The following is an 804-nucleotide window of genomic DNA, read 5'->3' as shown; positions in this document are numbered from 1 at the left end:
CCAAGTACAAGACCACCAACTTGAAGCGTTACAACGAGGCACTGAAGTCGCGCGGTGCGCTGATGATCTGGCTGGATCGCAACCTCCAGTGGTCAGGGCTGGCCAGCGGCAAGCGCGGCCGCCCATCGTTGTTCTCGGACGCAGCGATCCAGTTCTGCCTGACGATCAAGGGCCTGTTCGGTCTGGCACTGCGCCAAGCTATGGGCATGGTCGAAAGCCTGCTCAAACTCGCTGGCCTGTCCTGGACGGTACCGGACTACAGCACGGTCTGCAGGCGCCAGAAGACTCTCCAGGTTCGCATCCCGTATCGGCCCGCCGCACACGGGCTGCACCTGCTGGTTGACAGCACAGGCCTGAAGATGATGGGCGAAGGCGAATGGAAGCGCAAGAAGCATGGTGCCGAGTACCGGCGCCAGTGGCGCAAGCTGCACATCGGCATAGACGCGCAGACGATGGAGATCCGGGCGATCGAGGTCACGCCCAATTCGGTGGGCGATGCGCCGGTGCTGCCCAGTCTGCTCGGGCAGATCGACCCGAACGAGGCGCTGCTGTCGGTCAGCGGCGACGGCGCATACGACACCAAGGCCTGTCACGAGGCGATCGCACTGCGCCAGGCGCAGGCGATCATCCCGGTGCGAAAGAATGCCAGGAAACCCTGGAAGGAGAACCGCCCTGGAGCCAGCGCCCGCAACGAGATCTTGCGCGCGACGCAGCGCCTGGGTCGCGCGATCTGGAAGCGCTGGAGCGGGTATCACCGGCGCAGCCTGGTCGAGGCCAAAATGCGTTGCGTCAAGCTGCTCGGCG

General features: G+C 64.6%; 1 protein-coding gene. It reads left to right on the top strand.

Annotated elements, in window-relative coordinates; genetic code table 11:
• A partial coding sequence (locus C6P61_RS16205) for an IS5 family transposase (RefSeq protein WP_105730960.1) occupies positions 1-804 on the top strand: 804 nt, incomplete at both ends.

It is taken from the genome of Malikia spinosa, from assembly GCF_002980625.1.
Classification (GTDB): domain Bacteria; phylum Pseudomonadota; class Gammaproteobacteria; order Burkholderiales; family Burkholderiaceae_C; genus Malikia; species Malikia spinosa.
The sequence above is the reverse complement of the archived record's forward strand: the minus strand, read 5'-3'. Positions and strand labels throughout refer to the sequence as shown.